Raw genomic sequence first — 6,837 nt, forward strand, 5'->3', positions numbered from 1 at the left:
GTCAGGCGGCAGCGCGGGCGTTCTGGAGTTCGGTGGCGAAGCGCATCGTGCCCTCAGCGATGGAGACGAACAAGTCGAGCTGCTCGCCGGAGAGCTCTCGCACCATCTGCTCGACATCGTAGTACCGCCACCAGCCGTCGAGTTCGCTCCAAGTCGCCCAGAACGCGCGGGAACTGCGCAGCTTCGGCACCTCATCACCCGCTGTGACCGCAGTGCGCGGTTTGGATGGGTGCTTCGAGCCACTGCTCCCTTTCACTCGTTCAAGGGCAGCTCGGGCGAGACGTTCCATCTCAGCGGCTTTCAGATCCGACTGGCGGGCGCGAGCCGCCTCACGGCCTGCGCTTTCGCGCACGCTCTCAGGCTGGGTGGGATCGGCCGCGATGCGATCGAGCTCGTCAAGCGACAGGGCGGCGTTCATGCGCTGATGCGAGGCCAGTACCCCGGCCCCATCCCGAATCCGGGCAAGCTCGGCCTCGGCCTGGCCGCGAACCGCCGCCGAGGCGGTGCCGTCAGCGGCGAGGTCTTCGATGCGGTTCACTCGTTCGAGCATCTGATGGGAGTCACGCCCGGTGACCATGCGGGCTGCCTGTTCGCGTGCTTTCCCGTATTCGTGTGGTGCTGACGGTGGTGGTGAATCACCACCACCGGAGATTCCTGCGAGTCCGGGCTGCGCGCCGAAGCGATTCGCGGCTTGCCGCAGCGCGGCTTCTTCCTCGAGCACGGCCTTCAGTTCGCGGTAGAGCGCGGCAGCTTCCAGGGTGGTGAGGGGCTTGTGCAGGGCATGATCGGCGTGTTCGCTGAGCAGCTGGCCGAGCCGGTCAGAGAGGCCTGAGCGCACCCATACGTTGATGGTGCGCCAGCCGAGTTTCCGTGCGGCAGCGACCCGGCGCACCCCGATCAACACGAACCCTTCCGGGGTGATCGTTGGCGGTTGCAGCAGCCCGTGCTCAGACAGCGACTTCGCCAGCAGGTCGAGATCGCCAAGGTCGCTGCGATGCCGGGTGCCAACCAAGAGCGAGTCGAGCGCCCGATCCAACTGAATCCCGTACTGGCCGCTCATCACGCACCGCCAGGTTTCGGGGCAGACTCCACGATCTGCCGCACCAGGTGTTCGTCACTCAGCAGTTCGGGAAAGCTCTCACCGATGACGATTCGCATGAACAGGCCACGGCCCGCGTTCGTTGCTGCGTAGGCCGGGTTCTGAGTGCCCAGCAGCACCGCGACAACGGTGTTCCAGGCATCCTTCTTCACGTCGAGGAGCGCGAGGGCGAGACGGTCGCGGCGCAGCACGTCGAACGCGCTCGTACGGCTCCCGAGTCTCTCAAGGCCTTCGTAGATGTACCAGATCACATTCCGGGCCGTTGATTCCGGCCAGCAGAGCCGTGAGAACAGGAATACTGCCTGCTCGATCATGGTCACCTCGGGAGAAGGTTCTTCTTCGCCTGCGTCCTCAATGCGAGGCTCACCGACTTGGAACGCTGGGTTCCATTCGAGCAGCGCCTGGTCGCGGTCTGCAAACCGTTCCGCATCATGATTCGCGGAGACCTCAGACTTGCGGGCCTTGTCGACCGAGCAGAGCAGCCCCTGGCCGCGCTGCTCATAGATGCACGTCAGCCGTACCGCCTCGGTGACCACGGCCCACGGGTTGTCGGCGCGGGCGGTGCCGGGTTTCCGCATCGCCTCGAACGCGGCGGTCACTGCCTCCCAACGGTCAAGGCCGTACTTGCGGGCAAGACGCGCATACTTGCCTGCGGTGAACTTCGCGAGCTCATGCGCCTCGGTATCGTGCCGCCACGCGCCGGGGCCAGCCTCCTGCAAACGAATGAGCAACGCCCGCAGCCCCTCCGGGGTCTCGAACTCGTGATCCTCGGGCGAAGCAGCGGCGATAAGTGTTCTGGTCATGATGGCGCACCTCCTACAGGAGACGTGCGATCCTCATCCCGAACGAGCAGAACCAATCTGAGAGCGATACCGTGCATGATCCATCACCGTCACCATCAGCCCCGAGAAATCGTTTCGGGTTCCGGCATCGAGCGGTGCGGCGCATCCTGACCAAACGGGTTCATCGGAGCGAGATGCCAGGTGCCCTCACGCACCTCCCGATGGAAGTCTCCGACCTTGCCTCGGGCACGCTCCGAGAGCGCGGCGGTGAGATCCATGCCGCGAGCGGTCACTCGCGCCCCGGCCTCCGCGAAGAGGTCGGTCGGGCGTTTCCACGCCACCCGCACCCCGGCCGGTTTCTCCGGTTCCGGGCCGACAATATCGGCAGGATCATCCGTCACCCGAGCATCGAAGCCTCCCTCCAACTCGAGCGCATCCTCGACCACTTCGGCGTCGTAAATGAGTTCAGGGGAAGGTGTGTGCCGGACGAGTTTGGTATCTTCGATCAGCTCGGCCTCGATGATCTCTTCCTCGGCGTAAAGGTCAAGATGGGACGGAAAACGATACGGCGACATCGCGCCGGATGCAGGGGTGGTCATGATGGGGTCTCCTGTTCTTCGACGGGTTTGAGTAGCCAGCGGCCGACGGTGCTGCGATCAACACCGAACAACCGGGCAATCTGGGAGTTGTTGAGGCCGAGACCACGCAGCGTCGACGCCACGGTGCGCCGCTCTTCGGCATTGACCTCGGCAAGCGGAGCCTCAACGTCAATCTCGGGGTCGGGCGCTGGCTGGTGAGTCTCTACCGCGCGGAGTTGTGCGTCTGCCTGCGCTGCTTCTGCGGCGACAGATTCATGGTGGGCGGCGACCTGGAGCACGGTTCGGGAATGACGAATCAGGATCGCCGTGAGATGTGTCGAAGCGACCAGCACGATGGGAGGGACGGAGGCGACCGAGCCTGCGAGCAGTCCCGAAACTTCGGGGTCGGCTGCCACCAGCGCGTGAACCGCGTTCGCGGCGACCGATACCCCCGCACCGAGGATGAGCAGTAGCCACGGGTACCAGATCACGCGGGTGCCAGCGAGGGTGAATACCGCGACCGTTGCCACGACGATGATGCCGTCCACGATGAGCGGCCACAGCCAGGCGAGGTCGCGGTCGATGCCGCTGCGCGCGGCGAGGTCGTGCAGTGCGGTGAAGCTCAGCACGAACGCGGCAGCCGCCAACAGCACCGTGCCGGTCTCGGCGGCGAGCACCGCAAGCCTCAGACCACGAGACGAAATATGCGGGCAATTCATCTCAGCGCCCCAACCCGGCCGATGATGCGGCAGAACGCGATGCAGGCTCATAGCTCCAAGACCGCCGTGCTGCCGACGCTGCTGCATCGGCTTTTCTCGGCCCGGTCTTCTGGTATGCCGACTCAACCGTGCGCGTGATCTCCTGCACCCCAAGCCCCGCCTGCTCAGCGGCAGGACCCAGCACTGAGAGTGTTTCCGGCAGCGCGTACCCGTCTTCGACCATGCGGCACGCCATATAGAACAGGCCAGCGTTGCGTTCGCCCTCAGCCAGCCCCGCAACCCAAGCCGCACGCCGCTCAAGACTCACCCCGCGACGCTGACCACTGAACTGCGATGGAGGAAACTGTCGGCGAGGACGAAGAGGTGCCAGGAATCTTCGAAGCGTGACCGCATCGACCGGCGAGGTCGCGGCGACGCTCTGCGCACTGAGCGCATACACCCCGCTCGAACCATCAGGGTACGAGACCCTGGACGGAGGAACGAGAACATAGCCGCCCTCGCCACGGAAATCTATCTGCGCTGATGCTGCCTGCCAGTTCCGCTGCTCCCGTGCAGGGCTAGCAGGATAGTAGACGTGCAGGCCACCCGAGGGGGTCGTAACGAGCGCCGTCCACCCGTGCAGCAGGCCAGCATCACGAGCACGCTTGAACGATGCCAATCCGAGGTCAGATTCGCCGTGCCGATCAACGTCAACAACCTCAACACCCGACGCCCTGCCGGTCGGCACCGCGACATTCGCGTCAGGCCACCGCCGCCACCACGCCTCGACTTGCTTCAAATTCGTCGTGGCTGCTTGAAAGCCACCCGGCACGAGCGGCCGCTTCGAGCCGGGCACACAGGGAAACACCGGTACCCCGGCCTCGGTAAGACGAAGTGTGGCATCGTGCATTGTCAGGCCGTTGAGCTCCGCGAAAAGCCTGCCGGTATTCATCAGACACCCCGCGCCCTGCCAGCGGCCAGCAACTCATCGGCCGTTGCTTCAGTGGTCGCCGCCTCGATCGGCTCTGCCACTCGATCGGCTCTGCCAGTTGCTCGTTGAGTTCTTTGAGCTTCGCTTCACGCGCGGCCCGAGATTCTCCAACAGTCCTTTGTGGTGCATCCATGATCCGCCTGCCTCTGTAGCGGGCTGCGCAAACGGTTGGCAGCCTTGTCACCATGAGGTGCGCCGGGAAGAGCGAGGATTGAGGAGAATCAATGACCGTCAAGCTCAACGCCGAACCCGACTAGTCCTTCCTGTCCTATCAACGAACAAGCCGAGAATACAGGTTTCTGCCCGCATGATGCGGTGAACGCAGCTATGAATGCGGAGACCACCACTATTGCTGTGGTGGTTGCTCCCATTGCAGGCATATGACTCGGTATCTGCTGGGTGTCACTCCGAGCGCGCGACGAAACTGTAGGGAAGCGTAACCCACGTGTCCCCAGCCCACCCGTGCCGCGATCTCAGAGACCGTGAGATTGGTGCTTCGCAGGAGCAGCGCCATCTCTTCGACTCGGAGCCGTGCAAGGTACTCGAAGGGGCTGCTGCCAAATGAGGCCACGAATACGCGCCCGAGTTGAGACGGTGAGAGATGCACCTGAGTGGCAAGGTCTTCGAGGGTCCAGCGCTGACGCAGGTTTGCCCGAATCAGCTCCGCAGCGACGCGAGCCTCATTCCGCAGTGCAAGAAAGCGGCGCTGCTCGATTTGATCAGTGCGCCACTTCTCAACTTTCATCGCCTGTTGCCCCGAACTCAGGAACGGTAACAGTGCGTCAAGGACCAGGGAGAGCACCGATTGCGCACGGTAGAACCGCTCGGAGGCGATGCCCTCCTGGCTCATGACCGTGAGTTCATCGAGCCAAGCCGCGATCTGTTCCAGTTGTGTGTGCCCGAGATGGAACTGTTGGGAGTGATTCGTGAACAGCACATCGAAAAAGTGCTTTACTTCCAGCCGATCGACAAAATGTGTGGCGCATTGCCAATACACCAAGTCGATGAGGTAGTCACGGTCAATATAGAGCGTCGATACTGTGACTCGAGGTTCGGGGGCAGCGCAACAGAGCGTGTGTGCTGAGACAACAATCACATCACCGGGGACAACTCGCGCTGTGTTCGCGCCGCACGCAAGTGTGGCAATTCCCTCTCTGACCAGGATGAACTTGACGCAGTCAAAGGCCGCCGGCGGCACATCTGACGCGATCGTCATCGTTCGCGCGGCAAAGGGGGTCAAGATGCGGCCTCACTGCCGTTCCTCACCGTTGTTCATCGTTTCGGTGTGAACGGAGAACGGTTGCAGCGGCGTTGGATCGGGAACGTTCAGCATGATGCGCTCACCACTGTGCGAGTCGAGGTAGAGGTCGATCTTGAGACGAAGATCCAAGTAGCTATCCCCGAGGACATCGTAGGGGCTACCCAATCGGGCGTTCAGTGAGTCGTAGGTGTCTTCTGCAAACCGCAGCGCATTGAGCAGCAGATCCCACTCTTGAAGCGATAGGGCTAAGCTCTTCTCCATCACCTGAGCCTCACTGTTTCACGATCGCGGATCGCATGAAAACACCAGCCGAATACCAGTGAACCGGCGAACGTCACCCCTGCAGATGTGAGCAGCGGGGTCAGCGGCAGGTCGAAACGAAGAATGGCAGCCACGATTACTGCCCACAGGATGATGCTGGTTACTGCAAGGCCGCACAGGGCGACAACATCAGACACTCGGATGTCATCAAGCTGATGCGCGTCGTCGTCCCGTTGATGATTCATATCGTCGCCGTCATTCGCTACTACCCAATCGCACACGAGATCACCGGTGCGCGCTACTTGTGTCGCTCGTTCAGCAGGTCTCTGATCTCGGTCAGCAAATCGAGCTCAGTCACTTCGGACTCGGACTCCTGCCCCTGCGCGTGACGCTCGTTGAGCTTGTTGATCGGGAGCACAAACACGAAATAGACCACAGCGGCGACGATCAGGAAGTTGATGATGGCCGCGAGGATCGCGCCGAGTCCGAGAGTAGCAGCGCCACCCGAGGTGGTCGGAATCTCGATCAGGAACGCATTCGCGAGGGAATCAGCGTTAAAGACCGCTCCGATGAGCGGGTTGAACAGCTGGTCTACCAGCGCGGTGACAACGGTGGTGAATGCGGCACCGATCACCACCGCGACTGCAAGGTCGATCACGTTACCGCGAGCAATGAAGTCTTTGAATCCTTGAAACGCGCTCAGTTGCTTTCTCTTAAATGAAAGGGAGTAAAAAGTTGACGGGCTCCATCCTCATTTGGGATTGGAGAGGATGAAGCCCGTCTGGTCCAGTAGCCATAACCAATCAGAGCTACGTCTTAAGTGAGCTTGTTGCGACGAATGAACATTGCCGATGCACCCACACCGATCAGACCAATCGCGAGCATGAGAGCGCCCGCTGCCGAGATTCCACCGGTCGTGGCGAGAGGGGGAGTTGTCGAGTTCTTTGAGCAATCGATCTGTTTGAGATCAACCGTGTAGGTTGCCGTGCCATCGTCATTCATGGTCCAGCCCTCTGCGGCCTTCAGTCGGTATCCGTCTTGAGCGGAAGCCGTGACAGTTACAGTGCTGCCCGCTTTCACCTCACCCTTGCGGGTGTACGAGATACCCTCGGTCTCAGCAACCGTAACCGTGGGATCAGTCAGATCACCAGGAACCTCGCACACGGC

10 protein-coding genes are annotated in these 6,837 nt (G+C 61.9%); all 10 read right to left on the reverse strand.

What is annotated here, in order from left to right; all coding sequences use genetic code 11:
• Position 1: 1 nt before the first annotated feature.
• Complete coding sequence (locus EG850_RS12580) at positions 2 to 1,060, reverse strand: ParB N-terminal domain-containing protein (protein WP_124974007.1); 1,059 nt, start codon at positions 1,058 to 1,060, stop codon at positions 2 to 4.
• The gene (locus tag EG850_RS12585) at positions 1,060 to 1,902 is read right to left on the reverse strand and encodes a hypothetical protein (protein WP_124974009.1); all 843 of its coding nucleotides are present in this window, start codon (positions 1,900 to 1,902) and stop codon (positions 1,060 to 1,062) included. The genes EG850_RS12580 and EG850_RS12585 overlap by 1 nt, the downstream gene beginning before the upstream one ends.
• A gap of 95 nt (positions 1,903 to 1,997) precedes the next feature.
• Positions 1,998 to 2,480 (reverse strand): hypothetical protein, encoded by a 483-nt coding sequence (locus EG850_RS12590; protein ID WP_124974011.1) that lies wholly within the window; start codon positions 2,478 to 2,480, stop codon positions 1,998 to 2,000.
• Positions 2,477 to 3,229 (reverse strand): DUF2637 domain-containing protein, encoded by a 753-nt coding sequence (locus EG850_RS12595; protein WP_235829338.1) that lies wholly within the window; start codon positions 3,227 to 3,229, stop codon positions 2,477 to 2,479. Before EG850_RS12595 ends, EG850_RS12590 begins: the two co-directional genes overlap by 4 nt.
• The gene (locus EG850_RS12600) at positions 3,180 to 4,109 is read right to left on the reverse strand and encodes a bifunctional DNA primase/polymerase (protein ID WP_124974013.1); all 930 of its coding nucleotides are present in this window, start codon (positions 4,107 to 4,109) and stop codon (positions 3,180 to 3,182) included. The genes EG850_RS12595 and EG850_RS12600 overlap by 50 nt, the downstream gene beginning before the upstream one ends.
• Positions 4,110 to 4,494: 385 nt before the next feature.
• Complete coding sequence (locus EG850_RS12605; RefSeq protein ID WP_124974014.1) at positions 4,495 to 5,388, reverse strand: AraC family transcriptional regulator; 894 nt, start codon at positions 5,386 to 5,388, stop codon at positions 4,495 to 4,497.
• A gap of 9 nt (positions 5,389 to 5,397) precedes the next feature.
• The gene (locus EG850_RS12610; protein ID WP_148097123.1) at positions 5,398 to 5,673 is read right to left on the reverse strand and encodes a hypothetical protein; all 276 of its coding nucleotides are present in this window, start codon (positions 5,671 to 5,673) and stop codon (positions 5,398 to 5,400) included.
• Positions 5,670 to 5,915 carry a hypothetical protein gene (locus tag EG850_RS12615; protein WP_124974018.1) on the reverse strand — a complete coding sequence of 82 codons (246 nt, stop codon included), beginning with the start codon at positions 5,913 to 5,915 and terminating at the stop codon, positions 5,670 to 5,672. Before EG850_RS12615 ends, EG850_RS12610 begins: the two co-directional genes overlap by 4 nt.
• A gap of 53 nt (positions 5,916 to 5,968) precedes the next feature.
• A complete protein-coding gene (mscL, locus tag EG850_RS12620) occupies positions 5,969 to 6,373 on the reverse strand; it encodes a large conductance mechanosensitive channel protein MscL (RefSeq protein ID WP_124974020.1) in 405 nt (134 codons plus the stop codon).
• 113 nt (positions 6,374 to 6,486) lie between these two features.
• Positions 6,487 to 6,837 (reverse strand): InlB B-repeat-containing protein (locus tag EG850_RS13355; protein WP_185715076.1); only part of this gene is annotated, 351 nt, incomplete at its 5' end.

The organism is Gulosibacter macacae (genome assembly GCF_003865375.1).
GTDB lineage: Bacteria > Actinomycetota > Actinomycetes > Actinomycetales > Microbacteriaceae > Gulosibacter > Gulosibacter macacae.

Excerpts from the sequence above, each read along its gene's own strand:
- EG850_RS12580 (WP_124974007.1), bottom strand. The coding sequence starts at position 1,060 with ATGAGCGGCCAGTACGGGATTCAGTTGGATCGGGCGCTCGACTCGCTC.
- EG850_RS12590 (WP_124974011.1), bottom strand. The coding sequence starts at position 2,480 with ATGACCACCCCTGCATCCGGCGCGATGTCGCCGTATCGTTTTCCGTCC.
- EG850_RS12585 (WP_124974009.1), bottom strand. The coding sequence starts at position 1,902 with ATGACCAGAACACTTATCGCCGCTGCTTCGCCCGAGGATCACGAGTTC.
- EG850_RS12615 (WP_124974018.1), bottom strand. The coding sequence starts at position 5,915 with ATGAATCATCAACGGGACGACGACGCGCATCAGCTTGATGACATCCGA.
- EG850_RS12595 (WP_235829338.1), bottom strand. The coding sequence starts at position 3,229 with ATGAGCCTGCATCGCGTTCTGCCGCATCATCGGCCGGGTTGGGGCGCT.
- EG850_RS12600 (WP_124974013.1), bottom strand. The coding sequence starts at position 4,109 with ATGAATACCGGCAGGCTTTTCGCGGAGCTCAACGGCCTGACAATGCAC.